This is a genomic window from Streptomyces sp. LS-MS-L19, assembly GCF_058382285.1.
This window is the reverse complement of the sequence record NZ_JBYCLL010000001.1, coordinates 171,923-196,280: the sequence shown is the minus strand read 5'-3', so window position 1 is coordinate 196,280 and position 24,358 is coordinate 171,923. Positions and strand designations below refer to the sequence as shown.

21 protein-coding genes are annotated in these 24,358 nt (G+C 71.4%); 10 read left to right on the top strand and 11 right to left on the bottom strand.

Going from position 1 to position 24,358, the window contains the following annotated elements:
• Positions 1–293 precede the first annotated feature (293 nt).
• The 4 genes from AC2XR2_RS00860 to AC2XR2_RS00845 all read right to left on the bottom strand — a co-directional run bounded on the left by AC2XR2_RS00860 (position 294) and on the right by AC2XR2_RS00845 (position 4,720).
• The gene (locus tag AC2XR2_RS00860; RefSeq protein ID WP_381302527.1) at positions 294–1,055 is read right to left on the bottom strand and encodes a ZIP family metal transporter; all 762 of its coding nucleotides are present in this window, start codon (positions 1,053–1,055) and stop codon (positions 294–296) included.
• 93 nt (positions 1,056–1,148) lie between these two features.
• Positions 1,149–2,459: a glucuronoarabinoxylan endo-1,4-beta-xylanase XynC gene (gene xynC / locus AC2XR2_RS00855; protein ID WP_491513916.1), complete on the bottom strand. Its 1,311-nt coding sequence runs from the start codon at positions 2,457–2,459 to the stop codon at positions 1,149–1,151.
• Between the two features lie 297 nt (positions 2,460–2,756).
• Complete coding sequence (locus AC2XR2_RS00850; protein WP_381302530.1) at positions 2,757–3,281, bottom strand: P-loop nucleotide/nucleoside kinase family protein; 525 nt, start codon at positions 3,279–3,281, stop codon at positions 2,757–2,759.
• 122 nt (positions 3,282–3,403) lie between these two features.
• Positions 3,404–4,720 (bottom strand): alpha/beta hydrolase, encoded by a 1,317-nt coding sequence (locus AC2XR2_RS00845; RefSeq protein WP_491513915.1) that lies wholly within the window; start codon positions 4,718–4,720, stop codon positions 3,404–3,406.
• Positions 4,721–4,878: 158 nt separating this feature from the next.
• Here AC2XR2_RS00845 and AC2XR2_RS00840 point away from each other — a divergent pair, with 158 nt between their 5' ends.
• Positions 4,879–5,826 carry an ADP-ribosylglycohydrolase family protein gene (locus AC2XR2_RS00840; RefSeq protein WP_491513914.1) on the top strand — a complete coding sequence of 316 codons (948 nt, stop codon included), beginning with the start codon at positions 4,879–4,881 and terminating at the stop codon, positions 5,824–5,826.
• A gap of 84 nt (positions 5,827–5,910) precedes the next feature.
• Here AC2XR2_RS00840 and AC2XR2_RS00835 read toward each other — a convergent pair whose 3' ends face one another.
• Complete coding sequence (locus AC2XR2_RS00835; protein WP_449351067.1) at positions 5,911–6,447, bottom strand: TetR/AcrR family transcriptional regulator; 537 nt, start codon at positions 6,445–6,447, stop codon at positions 5,911–5,913.
• A 75-nt stretch (positions 6,448–6,522) separates the two neighbouring features.
• Between AC2XR2_RS00835 and AC2XR2_RS00830 the strand changes: the two genes are divergently transcribed.
• From AC2XR2_RS00830 to AC2XR2_RS00795, 8 genes are all read left to right on the top strand, one after another.
• The gene (locus AC2XR2_RS00830; protein WP_491513913.1) at positions 6,523–7,572 is read left to right on the top strand and encodes an aldo/keto reductase; all 1,050 of its coding nucleotides are present in this window, start codon (positions 6,523–6,525) and stop codon (positions 7,570–7,572) included.
• A gap of 98 nt (positions 7,573–7,670) precedes the next feature.
• Positions 7,671–8,693 (top strand): SDR family oxidoreductase, encoded by a 1,023-nt coding sequence (locus AC2XR2_RS00825; protein ID WP_491513912.1) that lies wholly within the window; start codon positions 7,671–7,673, stop codon positions 8,691–8,693.
• A 177-nt stretch (positions 8,694–8,870) separates the two neighbouring features.
• Complete coding sequence (gene dctA / locus AC2XR2_RS00820; protein ID WP_491513911.1) at positions 8,871–10,283, top strand: C4-dicarboxylate transporter DctA; 1,413 nt, start codon at positions 8,871–8,873, stop codon at positions 10,281–10,283.
• The gene (locus AC2XR2_RS00815) at positions 10,283–11,434 is read left to right on the top strand and encodes a glycerate kinase (RefSeq protein WP_491513910.1); all 1,152 of its coding nucleotides are present in this window, start codon (positions 10,283–10,285) and stop codon (positions 11,432–11,434) included. The genes dctA and AC2XR2_RS00815 overlap by 1 nt, the downstream gene beginning before the upstream one ends.
• 42 nt (positions 11,435–11,476) lie before the next feature.
• Positions 11,477–12,376 (top strand): LysR family transcriptional regulator, encoded by a 900-nt coding sequence (locus tag AC2XR2_RS00810; protein ID WP_491513909.1) that lies wholly within the window; start codon positions 11,477–11,479, stop codon positions 12,374–12,376.
• A 112-nt stretch (positions 12,377–12,488) separates the two neighbouring features.
• A complete protein-coding gene (locus AC2XR2_RS00805) occupies positions 12,489–13,583 on the top strand; it encodes a tartrate dehydrogenase (protein WP_381302540.1) in 1,095 nt (364 codons plus the stop codon).
• 160 nt (positions 13,584–13,743) lie between these two features.
• Positions 13,744–14,526: an MEDS domain-containing protein gene (locus AC2XR2_RS00800; RefSeq protein WP_381302541.1), complete on the top strand. Its 783-nt coding sequence runs from the start codon at positions 13,744–13,746 to the stop codon at positions 14,524–14,526.
• Entirely contained in the window at positions 14,523–15,509 is a 987-nt protein-coding gene (locus tag AC2XR2_RS00795; RefSeq protein WP_381302543.1) for an anti-sigma factor RsbA family regulatory protein, read from the top strand. The genes AC2XR2_RS00800 and AC2XR2_RS00795 overlap by 4 nt, the downstream gene beginning before the upstream one ends.
• A gap of 94 nt (positions 15,510–15,603) precedes the next feature.
• On the opposite strand, the gene AC2XR2_RS00790 is transcribed toward AC2XR2_RS00795, so the two are convergent.
• The 6 genes from AC2XR2_RS00790 to AC2XR2_RS00765 form a co-directional block, all read right to left on the bottom strand.
• Complete coding sequence (locus tag AC2XR2_RS00790) at positions 15,604–17,328, bottom strand: acyl-CoA dehydrogenase family protein (RefSeq protein ID WP_491513908.1); 1,725 nt, start codon at positions 17,326–17,328, stop codon at positions 15,604–15,606.
• A 103-nt stretch (positions 17,329–17,431) separates the two neighbouring features.
• The gene (locus AC2XR2_RS00785; RefSeq protein WP_381302546.1) at positions 17,432–18,007 is read right to left on the bottom strand and encodes a PadR family transcriptional regulator; all 576 of its coding nucleotides are present in this window, start codon (positions 18,005–18,007) and stop codon (positions 17,432–17,434) included.
• A gap of 96 nt (positions 18,008–18,103) precedes the next feature.
• Positions 18,104–19,639 (bottom strand): ABC transporter ATP-binding protein, encoded by a 1,536-nt coding sequence (locus AC2XR2_RS00780; RefSeq protein WP_491513907.1) that lies wholly within the window; start codon positions 19,637–19,639, stop codon positions 18,104–18,106.
• On the bottom strand, positions 19,636–20,496 hold the full coding sequence (locus AC2XR2_RS00775) for an ABC transporter permease (protein WP_491513906.1): 861 nt from the start codon (positions 20,494–20,496) through the stop codon (positions 19,636–19,638). The genes AC2XR2_RS00780 and AC2XR2_RS00775 overlap by 4 nt, the downstream gene beginning before the upstream one ends.
• On the bottom strand, positions 20,493–21,497 hold the full coding sequence (locus AC2XR2_RS00770) for an ABC transporter permease (RefSeq protein WP_491513905.1): 1,005 nt from the start codon (positions 21,495–21,497) through the stop codon (positions 20,493–20,495). Before AC2XR2_RS00770 ends, AC2XR2_RS00775 begins: the two co-directional genes overlap by 4 nt.
• The gene (locus tag AC2XR2_RS00765; RefSeq protein ID WP_491513904.1) at positions 21,482–23,035 is read right to left on the bottom strand and encodes an ABC transporter substrate-binding protein; all 1,554 of its coding nucleotides are present in this window, start codon (positions 23,033–23,035) and stop codon (positions 21,482–21,484) included. The genes AC2XR2_RS00770 and AC2XR2_RS00765 overlap by 16 nt, the downstream gene beginning before the upstream one ends.
• A 312-nt stretch (positions 23,036–23,347) precedes the next feature.
• Between AC2XR2_RS00765 and AC2XR2_RS00760 the strand changes: the two genes are divergently transcribed.
• Positions 23,348–24,340 carry a TauD/TfdA family dioxygenase gene (locus AC2XR2_RS00760; RefSeq protein ID WP_381302551.1) on the top strand — a complete coding sequence of 331 codons (993 nt, stop codon included), beginning with the start codon at positions 23,348–23,350 and terminating at the stop codon, positions 24,338–24,340.
• Positions 24,341–24,358: the final 18 nt, after the last annotated feature.

Here is a 24,358-nt window from a genome sequence, read left to right as displayed (position 1 = left end):
ACGTGCAGAAGTACTTGGTGAGGACCGTGGGGCCGCCACCGCTGGTGTCCTGGATGGTCACCATGGTGACCCTAGGACGGAGAACGGCCCGTGGGGGAGCGGAGGGGGCAGCACCCGCCACCCGGTGGGTGTGCTCCAGCCGGACGGGGGAGAGCGGCGGACAGGCGGAGGGGGCGGACCGGACTCCTGCCGGACACCGGGGGCACGGCTCGCTTCCGAGCCTGGCAACATGCTCCTGGGCAAGGCCACCAAACCGGCGGAACCGCTCCGCTGACCCGGCTCGGCGACAGCGGTCAGGCGTGGGACAGCGCGAAGGACAGCAGGAAGCCGCACACCGTGATGAGGCCGATCGCCAGGTGGGCGTCCTGGAACGCCTCCGGAATCATCGTGTCCGCGATCATGGCCAGGATCGCCCCCGCGGCCACGGCGGTGACCGCCGCGATCACGGCCGGCGAGAACGCACCGACCACGGTGTACCCGAGGACGGCGGAGACGGTGCTCGCCGCCGCGATCACCGACCACACCCCGAAAACGTAGGCCTTGCCGCGCCCGGCCCGTTTCATACCCGCCGAACTCGACAGCCCCTCCGGGACGTTGCTGAGGAACACCGCTGCCACGGTCACCAGGCTGACCGCGCCGCCGTCCAGCAGACTGACCCCGATGACGGCCGATTCCGGGACGCCGTCCAGCAGCGCGCCCAGGGCCAGCGCCGTCCCGGACCCGCCCTGCTGGGCCTCCGACGGCTGGGACTGCGCCGACTGGGTGCCGGAGCGTTTGCGGTGCCGGGCTCCGCGGCGGGCCAGCCAGACGTTGCCCGCCGTGTAGGCGAGGGCGCCCACGAGCGTGCCGATGGCCGCCGGGGCGATGCCGGCCTCGTCGTACGCCTCACCGACCAGTTCGAAGGAGACCGCCGACAGCAGAACCCCGGCGCCGAAGGCCATCACCGTGGCGATCACCTTCTGCGGCACGCGCAGCCCGTACCCGAGTACCGCACCCAGGAGCAGCGCCGAACCCGCCAGAAGTCCCCACAGTCCCGCCTGTACCGCTTCAGTCATGCCCCTACCGGTACCCGGAGGACGCCCGGCGTCACGAAGATCGGCCCGTATCGGCAGGTCGGGGTCGACGTGGCGACGACGGGTGCCCGAGCCTCAGCCGGTCACGAAGGTCGTCAGGCTCTGAGGGGGCAGCAGCCCGGTGAAGGAGCCGTTCGCCACGGTGATCCTGCTCTGGGACGCGAGGTTCCTGCTCGCGTCCGTCAGCCAGGAGGACACACCGGACGAGGTGTTGTTGCGCAGGGTGAACTGCTGACTGACCTGCGAGGTCCCCTTGTTGACGGCGACGACGACCAGCCGGGAACCGCTCCCCCTGTACGCCGAGAGGTAGACGTTCGGCTGCGGGTTCGCGGTCACCGCGATCCGCACGTGCCCCGGTCGGACGTACTTCGAGAAGTGCGCCATGGCGGCACCGCGCTTGCTGATCCGCCCGTCCTCCCGCATGGGGCCGTACCCGCGCCGGATGTACCACCACACGTACGCCTGGAACTCGGCGTCCACCATCGCGCGGTGGACGTGTTCGCCCACGTCCAGCGCCTGAGGCCAGAGATCGGCGGAGTCGCTGCTGTTGGGGTAGTAGACCTCGGTCATCCACAGTTCCTTGCCCGCACCCTTCTGCTGGAAGAGGGGATAGGGGAAGTTCTGGAACGACGTGCCGTAGAGGTGCGCCCCGAGGATGTCCAGGTTGGCGAGGGCAGCGGGGTCGTTGAGGATCGGGTCCGAGAAACTCTTGACGTACTGGAAGGACTCCGGGGCGATGACCCTGGCGCTGATCGAGCCGGCGTTCTCCCGCAGGAACCTGGTCATCTCGGCCGGGGTCCACCACGTCCAGTCGTGGGCGTAGTCGGGCTCGTTCTGCACGGAGATGGCGTGCAGGTTCACGCCGTTGCTCCGCATGAAGGTGACGAAGTCGTTCAGGTGCTGGGCGTAGGCGCCGTACATGTCGTACCGGAGGCGCTTCGCGTCGGTCTGCTGGCCGTGGACGAACGTCTCGACCATCTGTGCCGGGGGATTCCACGGCGACGCGAAGACGATGGCCCCGAGTTCGATCGCCCGCTTCGCCGTCGCGACCTCGCGGCTCCAGTTCGCCCGGTCCTCCGAGACGAAGATTCGCAGTACGGAGAAGCCGAGTTGCCCTTCACCGTTCCCGAAGGCCGTGTCCCGCTGCGCGGATGTCAGGTCACCGATCCACAGCGGGTGGTTCATGCCGCCGAATCCCCGGATCGTCTGCCGGGTCGCCGACGGGTCGACGGTCACCGCGGCCGCCGCCGCGGACGGTGCCAGGGGCGCGCTCACCGCCGGTGTCGCGGCCGCGAGGACCGGTAAGGCGCCCATGGTCGCCAGGACGGATCGACGACTGGGAAACTCCGGCCCCGCGGTGCCGGAACCACTCCGGTGCAACGACATTGCTCCTCCTTCGGGACGTGACGCTGATGCGTTCCTGCGAGGACACTCCGCACGGCGAAAGTTTCGGGACGCTGCCTTGGTCAGGCCCCGGGAGGGCGTGGCACCTTCAGGGCGTGGAGGTGGGTGTGAGCACGTGGAGTGCGTGGGAGGTGCGTGGGAGCGCTCCCGTTCGTCGAATGTTTCGGTGCCCCTGCCGATCGTGTGCGGTGTAGGGACCGTAGGAGCGCCCCCTTCCGTCGTCAAGACCCTGGGGAATCCCGGCCGTTGGCGATGTCACCGCCGCCGCCGGGGCGAGGCTCAGACGAACGACGGCCACCTGTCCGCGGCCCATGCGCGCCACCCCGGCCAACCAGGAGGCGGACTGTCCCTCTCGCGCCCGTCGAGTTCCGCGGCGTCGGGCTCCTCGAACAGCGTCCTCCAGCGCAGGAGGTCGGCTTCGCTCATCGGGAACGTCTGATCCGGAGTGAGCGACTGGCGGAGGGCGACCCTGGTCCGCTGGGTCTCGGGATCCACCGGCACATACACGAGGCGGCAGGATGCCCCGGCGGACTCCGCCAGCCAGCGGATCGCGGACCTCTCGGCACGGGACCAGCATCCGAAGTCCAGGATCACGTCGGTTCCGAGCCGCACCGCGTCCAGGGCGAGCGAGAGGAGACGTCCTTCCAGGACGGCACGCTTCCCGTTCGCCTCCGGCTCGCCGAACAGCGGAATCATCCACTCGTCAGGCGTCAGCCGCAGCGCGTTGTGCTCCTCGGCCAGTCGGCGGGCCCTGGTGGTCTTCCCGGCCCCCGGCAGGCCGACCGTCAGAAACAGCGTGGTCACGGACGGATCGTTCACGGAAACCAGGTGGCGGACAACTGGTTTCCGCACGCTGGACCCGGTCATGGCGGCCGGCGGGTGATGTCTCCATCGCCCGCCGGCCGCACGTCACCGGGCGTCGCGCGCTAGCGGCCCGCGCTCGGGCGGGACGAAGCCGCGGGCTCCCGCTCCTCCCTGCCCTCCGCGCGCAGCGGCTCGTGCGAGGCCCTGGGCCCCGGCTTGGGCGAGCCCTCGGCCTCGGTCGTCCTCTTGGGGTGGGTCCGGGGGACGACGTCCTGCGGGAACGTGAGCTGGTCGTTCATCCAGGTCAGGGCGGCGGGCATCTCCCGTACCCAGGTGGGGAAGTTGTGACTGCCGCTCTCGGGCAGGATGGAGACGACCCGCATGGGCGCCTTGACGGCCTTGATGAAGGCCTGGGTCTGCGGGTAACCCTTCTCGCCGTGCTTGCTGTTGGCGACCAGCACCGAGACCTGGGGGGCGGGCAGGTGCTTCAGACGCCACATCAGGTCGTGGCCGTCGATGCGGGCCTGACGCCCCGGGCCCGAACCGAAGAGGTTGCCGGTCGTGGGATCGTCCTTGACCCGGTAGTCGGGGGAGAGGGCGGCGGCCGTGGTGTAGACACCGGGGTTGCGCATGGTGAGCTGGAGGGCGCAACTGCCGCCCGAGGAGTACCCCATGACACCCCAGGCGCTGGCGTAGTGGCCCGCCCGGTAGACGGACCTGATCGCTTGCGGCAGGTCCTTCGCCAGGAAGGTCTCCGTCTGCGGGCCCCCGGGGACGTTCACGCACTCGGTGTCGCGCGGCGGGGCGATCGTGGGACGGATCATCACCACGATCGTCGGCTGCATCTTGCCCTTGCGCTCCAGCTCCGCGGTGGTCTGCGAGACGCGCAGGTGCTGCGCGAGGTTGAAGATGCTGCCCGGGTAGCCGCTGAGCGCGACGATCACCGGGAAGCGCATGCGGTGGTACGCCGGCTGGAAGTACTGCGGCGGCAGATAGACGAAGGCCGGATCGACCACGCCGGTCCTGCGACCGATGATCTTCACCGACTCGACCCGCCCGGTGACCTGGGGCGGCCCGTCGGGAAGCCCTGTCACCTGGCTCAACTGCTGGTTGCCCGCGGGCTGTACGAGCGCGCCGTGGACGTTGCTGATGCCCGTCACCGAGTCTTCGCCGCCGGCGGCCTGTGTCACGCCGACGGGGGCGGTGTCGACGTCACCGAACAGTTCCTTCCAGGAGCCGAAGAACTGGTACGAGGAGTTCACCCCGCACGCGAAGGCCGCGACGATCGTGACCTGAGTCACGCCGATGGCCCCCAGCCGCCCCAGTACGTGCCACAGCCCCGGTTTCGCGAAGCGAGGCCACACCCAGACCAGCAACCCGACACACAGGGCGGCCAACGCCACCAACGTGTATACGGTCGTTCGACTGGTCAAACCCATGTCAGTCCCTGACTTTCCTGGCCGTGCAAGGTTCCTATGCACAGAAGGAGGGACAAAAGGCCTTCCGCGTTCCGTGGAGAGCGTTCTGTGTGAGTGCTACAGGAAAACACCACCCGTCTGGCCGAAACCGTTCGCTGCGGCACGGACAACCTGCGCCGATGGAGCGCGTGGAGTGCGGGGAGCGGATGCAGAGGGCCGCCGGCGCGATGGTCGGCTCAGCGGTGGGTGACGCCCTGGGCGGGCCCTTCGAGTTCGGTCCCGAGGCGGCGTTCTCCGCGCGGTTTCCCACGCCTGGCGCCGGCGGCGAGATGTGCGGAGGCGGTGGCTGGGACCCCGGCGAGGCCACGGACGACACGCAGATGGCCGTCCTGGTCGCGGAGTCGCTGCTGGGGCGTGACGGACTGGATCCGCCGGACATCTTCGCCCGCTTCCAGCGGTGGGCGGCATCGGAACCGAAGGACATCGGCCTGCAGACCGAGGCCGTCCTGACCAACGGCATGCCCTGGGACCTCGCCGCCGCGGTCCATTTCCAGGTCAACCAACGCGCCGCGGGAAACGGCTCCCTGATGCGGGCGTCGACCGCGGCGGTCCACTTCGCGGCCGCCGGTCAGGGAGCCACCATGGACGCGGCCCGCCGCATCGCCGCGCTCACCCATGGCGACCGTGCGGCCTGGGAGGGCACCGCGATCTTCCACGAGCTCATCCGCGTCACGCTCGAGGACCGCGATCCCCTCGCCGCGCTCCCGGACATCCTGGCCCTCGTCCACCCGGACCACCGGGACCGCTACGCCGCGGTCCTCGCGCCCGACTGGCACCCCGACCAGGCGACGGAGTTCAACGGTGCCGTCTGGCCCTGCCTGGGCTCCGCCGTCTGGGCCCTGCGCACCACCACCGGCTTCGAGGACGCGCTGCGCGCGGCGATCGACCTCGGCGGTGACACGGACACCGTCGCCGCGGTGACCGGAGGCCTCGCGGGGGCGTACTACGGGCTGGACGCGATCCCCGCCCGCTGGACCGAGCCGCTCCACGTCCCCCTGCCGGGCTTCGACGGGCGCGTACTGCGCCTGCCGGACCTGCTCGACCTCGCACACCGCCTCGCAGGCTGAATCGGGGCACGTCGCAGAGCCCGTACAAAGACATGGGCGAGCGTCCGCGACGACACCTTCCGCGGTTCCGGTCCGGGCCCGCGCCTACCGGTGCGTGCGCAGTCCGTCGAGGACGAGCGCGAGCATGCGGGGGGCCCGGTCCTCGGGAGTCGCGGGGGCGCGCCAGAGAGCGCCGGTGAGCTGGAGGAAGTCGCCGGGGTCGGCGTCCGGGCGGATGCTCCCGTCTTTCTTCCCGGCGTCGAGGAGCTCGGTGATCGCGGTGATGACGGGGCCGTAGCTCTGCTCGCTGATCGCCTGGTGCGCGCCGGGGCTGAGGGCGTCGCCGAGGCCGTGCTTCTTGCGCATCGCGTCGACGAGGTCGGTGGTCCAGTCGCGGAGCGCTTCGAGGGGCGGCCGCCGGGCCAGCAGGTCGGGCACGGTGGCGACGATGCGCGTCACCTCGTCCTGGTAGACGGCCAGCACCAGCGCCTCGCGGGTGGGGAAGTTGCGGTACAGGGTGCCCGCGCCGACTCCGGCCCGCTGGGCGATCTGGTTCATCGAGGCGGCGCCGTCCTCGGAGAACGCCTCCCGGGCGGCGGCGAGGATGCGAGCCCGGTTCTCGCGGGCGTCAGAGCGGACCACAAATCTCCCCTTGCTAAGTGGAGAACTCTCCACTACGGTATCCGGAGAGTTCTCCACTAACTGTAGAGGGGCATCATGCAGTACATCAAGCTCGGCACGACCGGCCTGGACGTGTCACCGGTCGCGATCGGGGCGATGACCTACGGCGAGCCCGACCGCGGGCATCCCGTCTGGTCGAAGGGCGAGCAGGAGGCGCGTCCCCTCGTGCGGCACGCACTGGAGAAGGGGATCAACTTCTTCGACACCGCGAACATGTACTCGAACGGTTCCAGCGAGGAGATCCTCGGCCGGGCCCTCAAGGACTTCGCCGACCGCGACTCCGTGGTGATCGCCACGAAGCTGCGGCATCCGATGCGGCGGGGACCGAACGGACGCGGACTGTCCCGCAAGGCGGTCATGACCGAGGTCGACCATTCGCTGCGTCGCCTCGGCACCGACTACATCGACCTCTACCAGATTCACCGCAACGACCACTGCACCCCCTGGGAGGAGACGCTCGAAGCGCTCAGCGACCTCGTGAAGGCGGGCAAGGTCCGCTACCTGGGCGCCTCGTCCATGCACGCGTGGGAGTTCGCGAAGGCACTGAACCTGCAGAAGCAGAACGGCTGGGCGCGGTTCGTGTCGATGCAGAACCACTACAACCTCCTCGCTCGTGAGGAGGAGCGGGAGATGATCCCGCTGTGCCTGGACGAAGGCGTCGGCACGGTGATCTGGTCGCCGCTGGCCCGCGGCCGCCTCGCCCGCGTATGGGACGACGCCCGCTCGACGGCACGCGCGCAGACGGACGGGGCCTACGCCGACCTCCTCTACGCGCCCGAGCAGGAGGCGTCCAACCGGTCGATCGTCGACGCGGTCGGGAAGGTCGCGGACGCGCACGGCGTGAGCCGCGCACAGATCGCGCTCGCCTGGCTGCGCCATCAGCCGGTCGTCACCGCGCCCCTGGTGGGCGCGGGCTCGACGCGCCAGATCGACGAGGCCGTGGCCTCCCTCGACGTCGAACTCACCGACGACGACGTGCGCGCCCTGGAGGCGCCCTACACCCCTCGGTACGACTGGCAGGGAGTCTCGGACGAAGCCGAGATGGAGGCCATCCGCAGGCGCGTCCCGGGCATGGCGCTCGCATGACCCCACTTCCCCCCAGCGGCATGGCCGCGCCCGGCGGCGTCGCACGGCCGTCCCGCCGACACCGCCCCACTCACACGTCACGAACTGAGGAGACACTGATGACACGGGTACTGGTCACCGGCGGGACAGGTTTCATCGGGAGCTGGTGCGTCCTGGCCCTGCTCGACGCCGGACACACCGTCCGCACCACGGTCCGCGACCCTCGGCGTGAGCCCGCACTGCGCTCCTGGCTCCAGGCGGCCGCACCGTTCGACGACGACCGTCTCACCGTCGTTCCCGCCGACCTCGGACAGCCGCACGGCTGGGACGACGCCGTCGCCGACTGCGACTTCGTCCTCCACGTCGCCTCACCGACGCTGCGCCAGACACCCACCTCCGACGACGAGTTGGTGATCCCCGCGCGGGAGGGCGTCCTGAGGGTGCTGCGCGCCGCCCGCGACGCCGGCGTGCGGCGGGTCGTGCTGACGAGCGCCTTCGGGGCCATCGGCATCGGGCACCCGCCGCGCTCGACCCCCTTCACGGAGGAGGACTGGACCGACGTCGACAGCGACATCCCGCCCTACCAGCGCTCCAAGACCCTGGCCGAGCGCGCCGCCTGGAGGTTCATCGAGGACGACGGCGGCGGACTCGAGCTGGCCACGGTGCACCCCGTGGGAGTCCTCGGACCCCTGCTCGGCCCGGACGACCCACCCTCCCTGCGCCTGGTGCGCAGAATGCTCGAAGGACGGGTCCCCGCGTGTCCCCCCTTCGGGATGGGCTACGTCGACGTACGCGACGTGGCGGATCTGCATCTGCGCGCCATGACCTCGCCGAAGGCCGCGGGCGAGCGGTTCCTCGCCGTCGCCGGGCACAGCATGCGGGTCGTCGACATCGCGCGCACGCTGCACGAGCGCCTGGGGGAGCGCGCGGCGAAGGCCCCGACCCGTGAACTGCCGGTCTGGCTCGCCCGGGCGCTCGGTCTCGTGAACCCGGAGGTGCGACTGCTCCGGCACCAGCTCGGCCGGGACCTCGACGCCACGAGCGCCAAGGCGGAACGGCTTCTCGGTTGGCGGGCCCGCCCCATCGAGGACACCATCGCGGACACCGCCGAGAGCCTCCTCGCCCACGGCATCGGGAACTGACGGGTCAGCACCGTGTTGACCGGGGGTGCCTCACCCGCCTGCACCCATACCGATAGGCCATGCCTATACGGGGCATCGATTTTTGGTCGTGGACCCCCTGACCCGTGGCCCGGTTCACTGTGGCGCAAGCTGGCGCGCGCCGATCGGGCTCGGTGTCGCGCGATCAGGGAGGCTGCAATGACGCATACCCCGGGCACCGCACGAGCCGAACAGGCCGCGCGTATCGCGGCGAAGCCGTGGTACCGGCAGTTGTACGTCCAGGTGCTGGTGGCGATCGTGATCGGCATCGTGCTCGGCTGGCGGTGGCCGGATCTGGCCACCGACATGGAGCCGATCGGCACGACCTTCATCACCGCGATGAAGATGCTCATCGGCCCGATCGTCTTCCTGACGATCATCGGCGGCATCGCCGGCGTCGCGGACCTGAAGAAGGTCGGCCGCACCGGGATCAAGGCGCTCGCCTACTTCCAGATCGGCACGCTCGTGGCGCTGCTGACCGGACTGGTCGCCATCAACGTCTTCCGGCTCGGCGACGGCGTCCACGCCGACCCGGCGACCCTCAAGACGTCCGGCGACGCGAGCCAGTACGTCGAACAGGGCGAGCACCAGCACTGGTGGGAGTTCCTCACCAACATCGTGCCGGACAGTTTCTTCGGGCCCTTCGTCGAGGGGAAGATCCTCCAGGTGATCTTCCTGGCCGTCGTCTTCGGCATCGCGATCAAGCTGGTCGGGAAGACGGGCGAGCCGATCATCGCGGCCGTGGGGCGGCTCACCGAGGTCGTCTTCAAGGTCCTGTCCTTCGTCATGAAGGCGGCGCCGCTGGGCGCCTTCGGCGCGATGTCGTACGCCATCGGGAAGTTCGGCCTGTCCACGCTGACCAGCCTCGGCTCGCTGATCCTCCTCTTCTACGTCACCTCCGCGCTGTTCGTCGTGGTCGTGCTCGGGGGAGTGCTCGCCCTGTACGTGCGGCTGAACATCTTCCAGCTGTTCCGCTACTTCAAGGAGGAGTTCTGGCTGATCCTCGGCACCTCGACCGCCGAGCCGGCCCTGCCCGGACTCATGCGCAAGCTCCAGTTCATGGGGGCCGAGCGGCCCACCGTCGGTCTGGTCGTGCCGACCGGCTACAGCTTCAACCTGGACGGGGCGGCGATCTACCTCTCGCTGGCCACGCTCTACATCGCCCAGGCCACCGACACCTCGCTCTCCCTCGGCCAGCAACTCGGGCTGCTGGCTGTCATGTTGCTGACGTCGAAGGGCGCGGCGGGTGTCGCCGGGGGAGGATTCATCGCCCTCACCGCGACCCTGTCGACGGTCGGCTCCGTCCCGGCGGCGGGCATCATGCTCATCTTCGGCATAGACAAGTTCATGTCCGAGTGCCGGGCCCTGGTGAACTTCTTCGGCAACGCCGTCGCCACCCTGTTCGTCGCCCGGTGGGAGAACGGCCTGGACCTGGAACGGGCCCGGGCGGTACTGGCCGGCCGGGCAGGGGAGCCACCGCTGGCGGCCGAGGCAGACGAGACCGCTGAGGCCGACGAGGTCGAGCCGGTAGCCGTCCCCCGCGCCCCGCACACCGCGGAGGTGACGCCCTGATGGTGTCCGTGCTGGTCGCCCCGGACAAGTTCAAGGGCTCGCTCAGCGCCGACGAAGCCGCCCGCGCCCTGGAGCACGGGCTGCGGGAAGGCGCCCCCGGGGCCAGGGTCGACCGCCTGCCGCTGGCGGACGGGGGAGAGGGGAGCGTGGCCGCCGCCTGCGCGGGCCGCTTCACCCCGGAGAAGACGGCGGTCACCGGGCCGACCGGCCGGCCCCTCACGGCCGAGGTCGCGGTGCACGGTCGTACCGTCCTCGTCGAGGCGGCGGCCGTCTGCGGACTCGGCGTGCTGCCGGGCGGCCGCAAGGCACCGCTCACGGCCACCAGCCGGGGCGTCGGGGAGGCCGTCCACCACGCGGTGGTGGGCGGGGCCGACACGATCGTCCTCGCGCTCGGCGGGGTCGCCACCACCGACGGCGGAGCAGGACTGCTCCAGGCCCTCGAAGCGTCCCTGACCGGCGAGGACGGCACGCCGATCGGCCCGGGCGGCGCGGGACTCGCCGGACTGCGCACGGCCGACATCGCCGAGGCCTGCGCCGCCCTGGCGGGCGTCGATCTCGTCCTGGCCACCGACGTCGACAACCCGCTGCTCGGGCCGACGGGCACCGCCGCCGTCTACGGCCCGCAGAAGGGGGCCACCACCGACGAGGTACGACAACTCGACGCCGCGCTCGTCCGTTTCGTACGACACCTGCGGGCCGGGGGAGCCGCGGAGGCGGCGCGTCTCGCCGACGCCCCAGGGGCCGGTGCGGCCGGCGGGCTCGGATACGCAGGGATGCTGCTCGGCGGGCGGGTGTGCTCGGGGGCCGACTACTTCCTCACGCTGCTCGGCGCCGATGAGCTGCTGGCCGCGAGCGACTTCGTGGTGACCGGCGAGGGCAGCCTCGACGAGCAGTCCCTGTCGGGCAAGCTGCCGGTCGCGCTCGCCCGGCGGGCCCGTCGCCTGGGTGTGGAGGTGCACGCCGTCGCCGGCCGCTGCACCCTGCCCGAGGAGCGGACGGCCGCCCACTTCCGCTCCGTCCAGGCCCTGACGGAGTTGACCGACCAGGACTGCGCGCGGGACAGCGCCCTGTCCGCGCACCTGCTCGCCCGGTGCGGACGTACCCTCGCCGACCGCTGGATCGAACGCGGAGCGGCGGAAAACAGCAGGTAGGCTCGCTCCGCCCGTCGTACCAGCACAGAGCGGGGAGGTGCCGTGGACGCCCGGCAACTGGAGTACTTCCTGGCCATCGTCGAACACGGCGGCTTCAGCAGGGCCGCGGCCGCCCTCCACGTGGCCCAGCCGTCCCTGTCGCAGGCCATGGCGAACCTGGAGGCCGATCTCGGGGTCGCCCTCTTCCACCGGGTCGGCCGGGGTGTCGTCCTGAGCGAGGCGGGCCAGGAACTGCTGGAGCCGAGCCGGCGCGTGCTGCGCGACCTGGCCGCCGTACGCGACACCGCCGCCGCGCTCACCGGACTGCACGGCGGCACGGTCGAAGTCGCCACCATGCCCTCGCCCGGCATCGAACCGCTCACCACGCTCATCCACCGGTTCGCCGACCGGTATCCGGCGGTGACCGTGAGCACGCACGCCGCCTTCACCCCCGACGAGGTGATCGCCCTGGTCCGCAGCGGCGCCTGCGAACTGGGCCTGCTCGGCAGCGCGACTCCGCTCCAGCCGACGGGCCTTGACGTACTGCACGTCGAGGACCAGCCGTTCGTGGTCGTGGCCGCGCCCGGCGGCACGATCGAGGACGACGTCACGCTCCGGCCCGGGGACCTGGCCGGACAGAAACTCATCGCCTCGCGCACCGGCAGCCTGATGCGCCACATCGTCGACGACATCACCGCGGGCGGCACCGGTACGGAGATCGTGACGGTCGTCGACCACCGCACGTCGATCCTGCCGCTGGTCCTGACCGGCGTCGGGATCGCCGTCCTGCCGTCCTCCTGGACCCGGCTGGCCCGCCGCTGCGGGGCGGTGGTGGCACCCCTGGAGCCGACGGCCCACCTGCACGTGGCCATGGTCAGCCTGCCCGCGCACCTCACGCCGGCCGCGCGGACGTTCCTCGCCCTCACCAGGTCGCTGGCCGGCCGGCGGGCACCCACCGCCTGACGCAGGACCGATCGGCCCCGCCTATACGTCCTATCGAAAGCAGGTCTTGGACGCCCCGCCGTGCCGCTGTGTTGACTCGAACCGACCGCACGACAGCGAGCCGGAGGCACCCATGACAGCCGCACCCCGCACGTTCCGCATCGCCGCCATCCCCGCCGACGGGGTGGGCAAGGAGGTCGTCGCCGCCGGGCGCACCGTCCTGGACGCCCTGGCCGACAGCTCCCGGAACTCGGCGGACCCCTTCGCCTTCGACTGGGAGGAGTTCCCCTGGGGCTGCGAGTTCTACGAGCGCACCGGCAAGATGATCGACGACGACGGACTGGAGCGGCTGAAGGACTTCGACGCCATCTACTTCGGTGCCGTCGGCTGGCCCACCGTGCCCGACCACATCAGCCTGTGGGGCCTGCGCCTGAAGATCTGCCAGAACTTCGACCAGTGGGCCAACGTCCGCCCCGTGCACTTCCTGCCCGGTGTGCAGAGCCCGCTGCGCAAGGCCGACCACACGGACCTGGACTGGGTCGTCGTCCGCGAGAACAGCGAGGGCGAGTACGCGGGACTCGGCGGCCGCAACCTCGGCGGACGCGGACCCGGGGGTGAAGTCGCCGTCCAGTCCGCCTTGTTCACCGAGGTGGGCTGCGAGCGGATCATGCGGTTCGCCTTCGACCTGGCCCGCACCCGGGACCGCAGGAAGGTCTCCTCGGTGACCAAGAGCAACGCCCAGCAGTACGGCATGGTCCTGTGGGACGACGTCTTCAAGCGGGTCGCCGCCGACTACCCGGACGTGGAGACCGAGAGCGTGCTGGTGGACGCGATGTCCGCGAAGTTCGTCCTGCGCCCCGAGGACCTCTCCGTCGTCGTCGCCTCCAACCTCAACGCCGACATCCTCTCCGACCTCGGCAGCGCGCTCGCCGGCAGCCTGGGCCTGGCCGCGAGCGCCAACCTCAACCCCGAGCGGCGTTTCCCCAGCATGTTCGAGCCGGTCCACGGCTCGGCCCCGGACATCGCGGGTCAGGGCCTGGCCAACCCCATCGGCGCGGTCGGCAGCGCGGCGCTGATGCTGGAGCACTTCGGCCTGCCGGAGCAGGCGGTGCGCCTCCAGAAGGCGATCGAGTCGACGACCGCCGCGGGCGTTCTCACCCGCGACGTCGGCGGCACGGCCACGACGGAGGACGTGACCAAGGCCCTGATCGACGCGCTCGACGCCTGACGGCCTCCGGCCCGCGCCAAGAGGGCCGGCCGCATCCCAGCAGGGGCCTCACCGCCTGTCGGGATGCGGCCGGCCTTTGTCACGTGTGCCGTCAGCCGCTACGGGCAGGAGGGGGGAGGCGCTGTTGAGTAGGGTGAACGTGAGGTGAGGGGAGGTTGTGGTGCGAGCGACGCGCACGTTGGCGGCACTCGACGAGGTCGGCTCCGGTGACCACGTCCTGCAACTGCTGGAGCCCGCGGACGACGTCTGGGACCGCAGCAGGGCCTTCGTCTCCGACGGTGAGCTCTACGGCGACAAGGTGCTGATCGTCGGACCGTTCTCCGGGACGACCGCGGCCTTCGCCCCCGTGGTGCTCGACCCGGCCCGGCTCGACGGATCCCTGATCTCGGCGGTGCGTCGCGAGGCGGTGAGTGCGGAGCGTGAGGGGTACCGCTCGCTGCGTGTGCTGCACCACGTGACCTACGCAGGGCCCGCGGCCGACGCGGAACAGCTGTTGCGCAGCGAGCTCGACCTGGAGGAGTTCGCCGCCGACAGCGGTGCCCTGGTGGTCTGCGCCTACCAGTGCGGTGACGGGACTGCCCCGGCGCCCGACCACGCGCCGTGCGTGCATCCGCAGCACCTGGGCAGCCGTCCGGCGTCACCCGCCTTCCAGGTGTACCGCACCGGCAAGGACGGCTGGACCGTCAACGGGGTCGTCGACGCCGACGGCGCCCCCGCGTTCGGCGCCATCCTGCGCACGCTGCTGTGCCAAGCGGTGACGGTACGCCTCCTCTGCCACGGCCTGGACTTCCTCGACGCCGCCGGAATGAGCTCCCTCGCCGACGCGGCCCGACACCTGCCGGACCGCAAGGTGGTGCTGGAGGGGACGAACGAGACCGTACGCCTGGCCTGGGAGCTGACCGGCTTCGCAGACCCTTCGATTCCGGTGGTGATGACGCCGTGACCTCCTCCCCTCCCCGTGCCGAGTCCTCGCCCCCGGGTGCGGGATACCGGCACGAGCTGTACCCGTACCGTTCCGGTGAGGAGTTCCTCGAGGGCACCGTCGGCTTCATCAGGGAGGCGCTGGACGGCGGTGAGGCCGTGGTGGTGGCCGTCCCCGAGAGCAAGGCCTCCCTGCTGCGCGCCGAGGTCCCCGACGACCGCGCGGTGCAGTACGTCGACACCAGCCCGCTGGCGCACCATCCGGGTCGCCTCATCGGAGCCTGGCAGGAATGGATCAAGGAGTACACGGCGCAGGGGCGACCTGTGCGCGGGATCGGTGAATCGCCCTGGGCGGAGGCCCGCTCCCGCTCCGAGGTGGAGGAGCTGCGCTATCACGAGTGGCTGCTGAACAGGGCCTTCGCCGACGGCCCGGCCTGGTGGCTGCTGTGCCCGTACGACCTCGCCGGCGAACAGGCGGCCATCGAGGAGATGGCCCGCTGCCACCCCGAGATCCGCGCGGACGGCCGCACCACCCCCTCCACCGACTTCGACCGGCAGGCACCGTTCGACTTCGTCCCGCTGACCCACCCCTGCGATCCCTACGACGAGTTCGCCTACTCGAGCGGTGACCTTCCCGCCCTGCGGGACAAGATCTCCGCCTGCGCCGAACTCCTCGGCCTGCGCGGTCACCGCCTGCGCGAGCTCCACCTGGCCGCCACCGAAGTGGCCGTGAACAGCGTCCGGCACGGAGGCGGCCAGGGCGTCCTGCGCACCTGGGCCGAGAACCGGCGTCTGGTGTGCGAGTTCCGGGACGCCGGATACATCAGCGACCCCCTCGCCGGGCGCTCCAGGCCGGTCCCCACACAGGTGGGCGGACGGGGACTGTGGCTCGTGCACCAGCTGTGCGACCTCGTCGAGATCCGCTCCACCCCCGAGGCCGGGACCACGGTCCGCCTGCACACCGAACTCCCCGCCGACCCCGCTCACGGCCGCCCCGAGATCTAGCAGGCACGCGGCCCGGTGACGGCGGCCGGGGGCGGGGAGCCGGTGGGACCAGTACGGACCTGGTCCCACGGTCCTGCCGTACGGCTCGGTGTGGCTACGGGGCCATCTCGTACGCGCCCGACAGGGCCTCGACCCGCTGCCAGACCCGCTCGGTGCGCTCCGGGTCGACGGCCGGCCGCCGGACCGCGCCCAGCGCCCACTCCTGCTGCCGCGGGGTCGCCGAGTCCTTGCCGTGCAGTTCGACGGCGTGGGAGGAGAAGTCCCTGACGAGGACGGCGAAGAGCTCGTCGAGCACGTCCTCGTCGAGACCGGTGAGGCGGGCCTGCTCCAGGACGAGCTGGGCGTGGACGACCAGGGCGAACAGCTGGCCGACGGCGAGCAGGAGGTCGAGGTCGCGGCTCTGTTCGGCGTCGGGGGCCGCGGTGGTGACGAACTCGCAGAGGGCGTCGGCCTGTTCGCGCAGCCGGGCGACGTTGGGCAGGTGTGCGTACGCCGCGAAGGCGGGCCGCCAGTCGTGGAAGCGCACCGAGCCGAGCCCGCGGGCCGGTCCCTGCCGGAACAGGAAGGAGTCGTCGGCGGCGTCGAGACGGGTCGGCACCTCGGGGTAGGGCGCCGGGTCGAGCAGGTGGCTGCGCATGAACTTCAGGATGAGCGCCAGGTTGACGTGGACGGTGCCCTCCAGCTTCGGCAGACCGCGGATCTCCACGGCCGCCTGGGCGAAGTAGTTGTCCTTCTCGAAGCCCTTGGCGGCGATGACGTCCCACATCAGGTCGATGACCTTCTCGCCCTCCGTGGTCACCTTCATCTTCGTCATCGGGTTGAAGAGCAGGTAGCGGCGGTCCTCGGGGCCCGCACTGCGGAAGTAGTCGACGGCGCGGTCGCTGAACAGCTTCATCCCGACGAGCCGGACGTACGCGTCGGTCAACTCCCGCCGCACATGCGGGAACGCGGTCACGGGACGGCCGTACAGGATGCGGCTGTTCGCGTGGGTGACGGCCTCGTACATGGCGTGCTCGCAGATGCCGATCGAGGCGGTGCAGAGGTTGAACTTGCCGACGTTGACGGTGTTGAGTGCGGCGTCGAAGGCGGCGCGGCCGGTGTGCAGGACGTCCTCGGCCCGGACGGGGTAGTCCTCCAGGCGGAACTCGCTGACGAACTTGGAGGAGTCGACGACGTTCTTGACCAGGTGATAGGCCGGGTGACGGCTGTCGGCGGCGAAGAACACATAGCCGTCGGGGCCCTCGACGTCGGTGCGACGGCCGAAGACGGAGACGAGACCCGCGGCGTTGCCGTTGCCTATGTAGTACTTGGAGCCGGTGGCGCGGAAGCCGCCGTCGCCGTCCGGTTCCAGCAGCATGTCGGTGGAGTAGATGTCGGCGCCGTGTGTCTTCTCGGACAGGCCGAACGCGAACACCTCGCCCTCGGTGAGGAGTTGGGCGGCGCGGTCGCGGGCGGCGACGTTGTCGCTCTGCCAGACCGGGCCGAGACCGAGGATGGTGACCTGCCAGGCGTACCAGTAGTCCAGGCCGTAGAAGCCGAGGATCTCGTTGAGTGCGGCGATCCGGGCGGTGTCCCACCGCTTGTCCCCGTCCTCCTCCCCGGCGGCGGAGGCGGGCGTCAGGAACGTGGCGAACAGGTTCTCCTTCGCGGCGAAGCCGAGGAAGTCACCGAGCCACGCGCGCGTGCGGTACTCCTCGATCAGCTGCCGCTTGCCCCGCTCCTCGAACCAGTCGACGGTGGCCCGCAGCAGGCGGCGCGTCTCGGCATCGAAGTGCGCGGGGTCGTAGGTGCGGGGGTTGAAGAGGAGCGGGTCGGGCATGGTGAGGACTCCTTTGAGCTCGGGGTGTGGGACAGGTGGAGAAGTCTGAGGACCGGGGGAACCGGAGCCGTAGGCGTTCGCTGCGGCTGTCGGCATGGGGCGGTCAGTGATCTGTCGTGCCGAACCGGGCCAGCGTGGCGAGCACGTCGTCCAGCCAGCCGATCATCATCCGCTCGTAGGCGATGCCGCCGCGCAGGACGACGTGCTGGAGCTCGGTCTCCGCATCGAGCGGCGCGTCCGGCACCGCCGCCTTCGCCTCCGGTCCGGTGAAGTCGCGTTCCTGGCCCGCGAGGTAGTGGGCCAGTCGATCGCGGTGTGCCTGCCGGTGCCGCTCCACCTCCCGGATCAGCGCGGTGGGGTCGTCGAACGCGGCCCCACGGATCTTCACCGCGAGGTCGTGGCGGACGCTGTCGGGCTCGATCGGATCGTGCAGCCACGAGGACAGCGCGGCCCGGCCGAGGTCGGCGACGGAGTACTCCTTCTTGTCCGGCCGTCCGTGCTGCGGGACGTCGTGGGCGTCGACCCAGCCGTCGTTCTCCATGCGCTTGAGCACGCGGTAGATCTGCTGGTGGGTCGCGGTCCAGAAGTACCCGATGGACCGCTCGAAACGCCGGGCCAGCTCATAGCCGGACCCGGGCTTCTCCAGGAGCGACACCAGGATCGCGTGTTCGAGCGCCATGCCGACGATCGTGCTATGCAACTCGTTGCATAGCAAGTCCCGCCCGGGCCGATGCGACGCGGCTCACCTCGGGGTGCGTCCCCCACCCGCCCCGCGTCACCCGCTGAGCAGTGTCCCCGTGGCCAGTGCTGTGGTCACCGGGTGGGACGGGGAGGTGAACAGGCGGGGTGTGGGGCCCGATTCCACGACCCGGCCCTCGGACAGTACGGCCAGGGTGTCCGTGCGGTCGGCGACCAGGCGCAGGTCGTGACTGACCAGGATGAGGGACAGGCCGCGCCGGTCCCGCAGGTCCGCCAGCAGGTCCATGACGGCGACGGTGGTGTCCGAGTCCAGCGCCGAGGTGACCTCGTCGCAGATCAGTACGTCCGGGTCGGCCGCCAACGCGCGGGCGATCGCGACGCGTTGACGCTGACCGCCGGACAGCTCGTGGGGGTAGCGGTCGGCGAACGCGGCGGGCAGGCCGACCTGGTCCAGGAGTTCCAGGACGCGGTCGGCGACCTCGGTTCGGCCGGCCCGGCGGTGCAGCACCAGCGGGCGGCGCAGGGTGGCTCCGACGGTGCGGCTGGGGTTCAGGGTGCCCAGGGGGTCCTGCGGCACGAGTTGGAGACGGCGGCGCTGCTCGCGGGAGCGTCCGTGCGCGGTGGCGGCGAGACGGGTGCCGTCCAGGCTGACGGTGCCGGCGGTGGCCCGGTGCAGGCCGACGAGAGTGCGCAGCAGGGTCGTCTTGCCGGACCCGGAGGCGCCCACCACGCCGAGGCTGCTGCCGGCGGCGAGGGTGAGATCGACGCCGTGCAGCACGGGAACCCGGCGACCGCGGTGGAGGTGCGCGGCGTGCAGGCCGGACGCGGTGAGGGTCGGCGGCCCGTCGTGCGCGGCCCGCTCGCGCGGGGCGGGTGCGGGTCGTGCCCCGCTGTGTGTCAGGCGGGGGCCGGTCAGGTCCACGACGTCGTCGGCGAGCCGGGTCACCAGGTCCGGGTCGTGGCAGGACAGGCCGACGGCTATCCGGTGGTGCTCCGCGAGATGGCGCAGGAGGTCGGCGACCTCGTCGCGCAGGGCGGGGTCGAGTCCTGCCGTGGGTTCGTCGAGGAGGAGGATCGCGGGGCGGCGGGCCAGGGCGCGGGCGAGCGCGACCCGGCGCTGCTGGCCCCCGGACAGGCCGCCGATACGGCGGTCGGGCAGACCGTCGTCGGTGGGCAGGCGCACCTCGGCGAGCTGCGCCCGAACCGCCTCGGGGCTCTTGTCCACGGCGACTTCGGCGAGCAGGCGGCGTACCTTCATCCGCGGGTTGAGGGCGGAGCCCGGGTCCTGGCCGACGTAGGCGAGGCGGCTCCGGCGCAGCGTGCGCAGGGCTACTGCGCTCAGGGTGAGCGGGTCCTGGCCGAGGACGCTGACGCTGCCCGCCGTGCGCTCGGTGCCCGGCGGCAGAGCGCCCGCCACGGCCCGCAGCAGGGTGGTCTTGCCGCACCCGGAGGGGCCGACGACAGCGGTGATGCGCCCCGGAGCCAGCTCGAGGCCGGCCCGGTCGAGCAGGAGACGCCCGTCGGGCGCGGTGACGGTCAGGCCGGTGACCCGGACCGCGCTCTCCCCGTCCGCCGCCTGGCCCTCGGAGTACCAGTGAGGCATGTGGTTCACAGTGCGGGTACCGCCTTCCGGCCGGTGGAGGGGACGAGGGCGGCGGCCGCCAGGTTGACGCTCAGCGCCAGCAGGCCGATGGCGATGCTGGGAGCGAGGACGGCCCAGGGATTGAGGACGATGCCGGCGGAGTTCTCACGGATCATCAACGCCCAGTCCGCGGCGGGCGGTTGAGGCCCTACCTGGAGGAACCCGGCGGTGGCGACGAGGTAGACGGCGGCCACGAAGCGCAGTCCGAAGAGGGCCAGCAGGGTGGCCCGAAGATTGGGCAGCACCTCCCGGACCACCAGGTACCCCAGCTTCTCGCCGCCGACGGCTGCCGCCTCCACGTACCCGGAGGCCGCCACCGGCGCGGCGGCCCCGGCGACCAGGCGCACCGCGTAGGGCACGCCGAGGACGACCGACGCGGTGACGACGGCGAGCCGTCCGCCGTCCGGCCAGGACAGGGTGACCAGCAGGATGCCGAGCACCGCGGGCAGCAGCATCAGCACGTCGGCGGTGCGTTCGACGATCCGTCCGAGGGCCGGGCGCAGCGCGCTGACCGCGCCGAGCACGGCGGCGACCGCGGTGACCAGGACGGCGACCAGGAGGGACGTGACGACGAGTTCGCGTCCACCGGCGAGGACGCGGCTGAGCACGTCGCGGCCCAACTGGTCGCCGCCGAGCGGGGCTTCGCCGCCCGGTTCCGCGTACGGCGCCACGACCGGCGCGTCTACGGCGTGCGGGGCGAGCCACGGTCCGGCCAGGGCGAGGGCGGTGAGCAGGACGGCCGGGAGCACCCGGAGGGCGACACGAAGGCGGCCGCGGCGCGGGGGAGTCCTGGTCGGCGCCTTCGCGGGTGCGGTGAGAGCGGTCATGTCCGGCCTCCCGAGGCCCAGGCGCGTACGAGGTCGGCGAGCAGCAGCACACCGGTGACGACGGCTCCGGTGACGGCGACGACCCCGGCGATGACGGGGCTGTCCCGGTCGGCGACCGCTCCGGCGAGGACGGAGCCGATGCCCGGGTAGTTGAAGACGGTCTCCACCACGACCGCGCCGCCCAGCAGCATGCCGGTGGAGGTGGCGAGGCCGGCCGCGATGGTGGGCAGCGCCCCGGGCAGCAGGTGGTGGGTGAGGATCCGGTGCCGGGGCAGTCCGTCGAGGACGGCGGTCTCGACATGCGGAGCCTTGGCCTCGTCGGCGAGCGCGGCCCGGACGATCCTGGTGTTCCAGCCGATCTGCGGGACGGCCAGGGCGAGGACGGGCAGGACGAGCATCCGCCAGGAGGCGGGCGAGCCGTCGGCGTCGGTCAGGGTGACGGCGGGCAGCCAGTCCGTCCACAGCGCGAAGACGAGGACGAGGGCGACCGCGACGACGAACTCGGGCAGCGCGAGGATGCCGGTGGCGCTCGCCGACACGGCCCGGTCGGCCGAGCCGCCCGGCCTGGCCGCCGCCCAGCAGCCGAGCGCGACCGAGGCCGCGAGGGTCACCAGCAGGGCGAGCCCGCCGAGCAGCAGGGTGTTGGGGAACGGGTGGGCGAGCAGGTCCGCGACCGGTTCGCCGCGTGCGGAGGTGCCGAGGTCGCCGGTGGGAAGGCCGGTCATCCAGTCCCCGAACCGTTTTGCCACCGGCCGGTCCAGGCCCAGCAGGTGGCGCCGGGCGGCGAGGTCGGCCGCGCTCTCGCCGCGTTCCGAGGTGGCGTTCGCCGCGTCACCCGGCAGCAGTTCCACGGCGGCGAAGACGGCGGCGAGCAGCACGGCCAGCAGCAGGATCCGGCGCGCGAGGACCCCGGCCGCGTACAGGGCCGTACGCACGACAGCCGGAACCGGCCGGGCCTCGGAGGCCGCGGCCGGTTCACCGCCGGTCAGCGCGCCAGCCATGCCTGCTCGAGCTGGACGCGCCCGTAGCCGGGCAGGGTGGGCAGGTCGCGCACGGCCGCGCCCGCGAGGTCGATGCCGTCGGCCATGCCCCACAGCAGATAGCCCGACGCGTCGAACTCGATCTGCTGGAGCTCCTGGAGGACCTCGGCGCGGGCCGCCGCGTCCTTGGTCGCCATCGCCTTCTTGTACGCGGCGTCGAAGGCGTGGTCCTTCCAACCGGCCTCGTTCTGCCCGGAGTCGGACACCATGGTCTTGCTGGCGAAGAACACCACGGAGTCGTTGGTGCCCCAATAGGTGGTGTACAGGTCGCCCTTGAGCCAGGTCTTGTCCCAGAAGGTGGCCGACTCCTGCTTGACCACCTCGACCTTGACCCCGGCCTCGCGGACCTGGGAGGCGAACAGGGTGGCCGACTCGGCGAGTCCCGCGATGTCCTCGGTGGTGAGCAGCCGGTACGTCTTCGAGGTGTCGAAGCCGGCCTCCTTCAGCAGCTGCTTGGCCCTGGCCACATCCCGCTTCCGCTGCGGGATGTCCTTGGCGTAGGCCGGGTCGCCGGTGCCGAGGACGTCGTTGGCGACGGTGCCGTAGCCGGAGAGCACCTGCTTGACCATGGCCTCGCGGTCGACGGCGAGCCGCAGCGCCTCGCGCACCTTCGTGTCCGCGAAGGGCCCGTCGGCGGTACGCATCACGATCGGCATCGCCATGTCATTGGGGCGGCGCACGATCTGGATGTCGCCCCGCTTCTCGGCCGTACGGGCGGCGACCGCGCCGACGTTGGAGGCGACGTCGATCTGCCCGGCCAGTAGGGCGTTGGCCATCGCCTGCGGGCTCTCGAAGATCTTCACCTCGACGGCGTCGAGGTACACCTCGCCGCCGTACCAGTCGTCGTTGCGGACCAGGCGGGCGTTGCCGGAGCGGAACCAGTCCAGCTTGAAGGGGCCGGTGCCGGGCGCCTTGCCGAGGTCGGAGTCCTTGGTGCCCTGCTTCAGGACGAACGTCGTCAGGCGGGTCAGCTGGGGGAGTTCGGCGTTGGCGTAGTCCGACACCAGGACGACGGTGTCCGCGCCCTCCGCCTTGATGTTCTCGGCCTTGATGCCGGGCAGCCGGGAGGCGCCGGAAGGCGTTGCGCGCAGCCGCTTGAGCGACCACACGACGTCGGCGGCGGTGACCGGCGTGCCGTCGTGGAACTTCGCACCCTTCGCAAGGGTGAAGCGCCAGGTCTTCAGGTCGTCCGAGGCCTGCCAGCGCGCGGCGAGGCGGGGAACGGTGTTCGGCTTGGTGCCGGGGACCGTGAGGGTGTCGTACACCAGCGAGATGATCAGGTAGTCGCTCTCGTTGGCCTGAGTGCCGTGCGGATCGCGGGTGATGGCCGAGGCGCGGCCCAGGGCACCGACGCGCAGGGTGCCGCCGGGCCGGGGCTTCTCGTTCGCCTTCGCCGGCGACTTGTCCGAGGTCTCGTCACCACCGCCGCAGGCGGCAAGCAGCACGGCCGCGCCCATTCCGCCGCCGGCCCACAGCACTTGACGTCTGTTCAGGTTCACGTCGTACGACCTCGTTCCACTCACATGGCAGTTTGCTTAGGTGTGCCTACCCTAAGAAATCACCAGTGCGCAAGCCTTGACGGGGACATTCCCGATCTCTGGCGAGGCGTCAGATCGGCGCATGGGGGCACGCAACGGCGCACGTGAGGCGTGCGATGCCCAGAGGAAGCAGTGAACCTAGGTGAGGGTTGCCTAACCTAACTTCGGCTGTTACGTTTCCGCAGCGATCGCCCAGCAGACCCACAGGAAGCCCACAGGGGCTCCGAGCTCCACCGCACCCCCCACCCGCCCCCCGAAAGGGATGTCTGCGCCATGCTCACGGGAGCCGCACCCGTCCGGCAGCTCGACCCGCACGCCGTCGACGAGCTGACCGAGACCGCCCACAAGATCCTTGCCGACTACGGCACTTCGGCCGCCCGGCCGGAACTGCTCCGCCGGATCGCGAGGTCCGCCACCCGATTGGGCGAAACGATTCATCAGGTGTGTCGCCCGGTCGACACCGACGACGGCCTGTACGTCCTGCGCGGCCTGCCCGTCGACGACGGCGGCATCGGCCCCACCCCGACGAGTTGGGCCACGGCCGGCGACCGCGCCGCCGCCTGGGACCTGATCCTGCTGCTGCTCGCCACGGTCATGGGTCACCCGATCGCCTGGGAAGGGCAGCAGGAGGGCCGCTTCGTGCACAACATCGTGCCCTCGCCCGGCCACGAGGACGAACAGACCGGCGCGAGCAGCACGGTGCTGCTCAGCCCGCACACCGAAGACGCCTTCCACCCCGGCCGCGCCCACCTGCTGCTGCTCGCCTGCATGCGCAACCACGACGCCGTCGCCACCACCGCCGCGAGCATCCGCAAGGTCCGCCTCGGCGCGGACGACATCGCGCTGCTCTCCCGCCCGGTGCTGCCCGTCCTCCCCGACGACGCCTACGCGGCGGCCCGGTCCTTCGCGGGGGGCGAGCCACCGAAGGTCCCCGCCCTGTGGCAGACCGAGGCGGGCCCGACCCTGCGCTACGACCCCGCCTACACCCCGCTCGACGAGGCGCCCGCCGACTACCGCGCCGCCTACGACCGGCTGACCTCCGAACTCGAACGCGTCTCGGTCGCCGTCGCCCTGGAACCCGGTGACGTCCTGGTCGTCGACAACGACATGGCCGTCCACGGCCGGGTCCCGTTCCGGGCCCGCTACGACGGCACCGACCGCTGGCTCAAGCGCGCCTCGGTACGCGTCCCCGGCCGCCGAAGCCGCCCGTACACCGAGGCGGACGAACACGGGTACGGACAGACCGCGCTCGTCGCGCTCAGCTGATGCACCGTCAACTTCCTT

What these genes read in the sequence shown, in the direction of transcription:
- AC2XR2_RS00830 (WP_491513913.1), top strand. Translation starts at nt 6,523, where the DNA reads ATGCAGTACATCAAGCTCGGCACGACCGGCCTGGACGTGTCACCGGTC.
- AC2XR2_RS00770 (WP_491513905.1), bottom strand. Translation starts at nt 21,497, where the DNA reads ATGGCTGGCGCGCTGACCGGCGGTGAACCGGCCGCGGCCTCCGAGGCC.
- xynC (WP_491513916.1), bottom strand. Translation starts at nt 2,459, where the DNA reads ATGTCGTTGCACCGGAGTGGTTCCGGCACCGCGGGGCCGGAGTTTCCC.
- AC2XR2_RS00845 (WP_491513915.1), bottom strand. Translation starts at nt 4,720, where the DNA reads ATGGGTTTGACCAGTCGAACGACCGTATACACGTTGGTGGCGTTGGCC.
- AC2XR2_RS00775 (WP_491513906.1), bottom strand. Translation starts at nt 20,496, where the DNA reads ATGACCGCTCTCACCGCACCCGCGAAGGCGCCGACCAGGACTCCCCCG.
- AC2XR2_RS00825 (WP_491513912.1), top strand. Translation starts at nt 7,671, where the DNA reads ATGACACGGGTACTGGTCACCGGCGGGACAGGTTTCATCGGGAGCTGG.
- AC2XR2_RS00785 (WP_381302546.1), bottom strand. Translation starts at nt 18,007, where the DNA reads ATGGCGCTCGAACACGCGATCCTGGTGTCGCTCCTGGAGAAGCCCGGG.
- AC2XR2_RS00860 (WP_381302527.1), bottom strand. Translation starts at nt 1,055, where the DNA reads ATGACTGAAGCGGTACAGGCGGGACTGTGGGGACTTCTGGCGGGTTCG.
- AC2XR2_RS00840 (WP_491513914.1), top strand. Translation starts at nt 4,879, where the DNA reads ATGGAGCGCGTGGAGTGCGGGGAGCGGATGCAGAGGGCCGCCGGCGCG.
- AC2XR2_RS00790 (WP_491513908.1), bottom strand. Translation starts at nt 17,328, where the DNA reads ATGCCCGACCCGCTCCTCTTCAACCCCCGCACCTACGACCCCGCGCAC.
- dctA (WP_491513911.1), top strand. Translation starts at nt 8,871, where the DNA reads ATGACGCATACCCCGGGCACCGCACGAGCCGAACAGGCCGCGCGTATC.
- AC2XR2_RS00760 (WP_381302551.1), top strand. Translation starts at nt 23,348, where the DNA reads ATGCTCACGGGAGCCGCACCCGTCCGGCAGCTCGACCCGCACGCCGTC.
- AC2XR2_RS00815 (WP_491513910.1), top strand. Translation starts at nt 10,283, where the DNA reads ATGGTGTCCGTGCTGGTCGCCCCGGACAAGTTCAAGGGCTCGCTCAGC.
- AC2XR2_RS00805 (WP_381302540.1), top strand. Translation starts at nt 12,489, where the DNA reads ATGACAGCCGCACCCCGCACGTTCCGCATCGCCGCCATCCCCGCCGAC.